The 1,025-nt window shown below is 64.7% G+C and carries 1 protein-coding gene; it reads left to right on the top strand.

Annotation, left to right across the window (positions count from 1 at the left end; genetic code table 11):
• Nucleotides 1-1,025, top strand: a 1,025-nt coding sequence (phnY, locus tag C5O79_RS37870; protein WP_131932312.1) for a phosphonoacetaldehyde dehydrogenase, incomplete at both ends; no start/stop codon positions are given.

Below are 1,025 nucleotides of genomic sequence, written 5' to 3'. Positions count from 1 at the left end.
GGGCAGATCTTCTCGTGCGACCTGACCCCGCACGGCAAGAAGCGCCGCGTGTACACGCAGCGCGACCCGCTGCTCGGCGTGATTTCGGCGATCACGCCGTTCAACCACCCGATGAACCAGGTCGCGCACAAGATCGTGCCGTCGGTGGCCACCAACAACCGGATCGTCGTGAAGCCGTCGGAGAAGGTGCCGCTGTCGTGCTACCTCTTTGCGGACATCCTGTACGAAGCCGGCCTGCCACCGCAGATGCTGCAGGTCATCACCGGTGACCCGAGGGAGATTGCCGACGAGCTGATCACGAACCCGGCGATCGACCTGATCACGTTCACCGGCGGCGTGTCGATCGGCAAGTCGATCGCGTCGCGGATGGGCTATCGCCGCGCGGTGCTCGAACTCGGCGGCAACGATCCGATCATCGTGATGGAAGACGCCGATCTCGACGAAGCGAGCACGCTCGCGGTGTCGGGCTCGTATAAAAACTCGGGCCAGCGCTGCACCGCGATCAAGCGGATGCTCGTGCACGAGTCGGTGGCCGATCGGTTCACGGCGCTGGTGGTCGAGAAAACGCGCGCATGGTCATACGGCAATCCGGCCGATCCGTCGGTGGACATGGGTACGGTGATCGACGAGGCGGCCGCGAAGTTCTGCGAACAGCAGGTGAACGACGCGATCGCGCGCGGTGCGCGGCTGCTGGTCGGCAACGTACGCGAAGGCGCGCTGTACTCGCCGACGGTGATCGATCGCGTGACGCCCGACATGCCGCTGGTGAAGTACGAAACCTTCGGCCCCGTGTCGCCGATCATGCGCTTCCGCGACATCGACGAAGCGATCCGGATGTCGAACAGCACCGACTATGCGCTGTCGTCATCGGTCTGCACGAACCGCTTCGACCACATCACGCGCTTCATCACCGAGCTGGAAGTCGGCAGCGTGAACGTGCGCGAAGTGCCCGGCTACCGGCTCGAGCTGACGCCGTTCGGCGGCGTGAAGGATTCGGGGCTGGGCTACAAGGAAGGCGTGCAGGA

It is taken from the genome of Burkholderia sp. SRS-25, from assembly GCF_004343765.1.
Classification (GTDB): domain Bacteria; phylum Pseudomonadota; class Gammaproteobacteria; order Burkholderiales; family Burkholderiaceae; genus Burkholderia; species Burkholderia contaminans.
The sequence above is the reverse complement of the archived record's forward strand: the minus strand, read 5'-3'. Positions and strand labels throughout refer to the sequence as shown.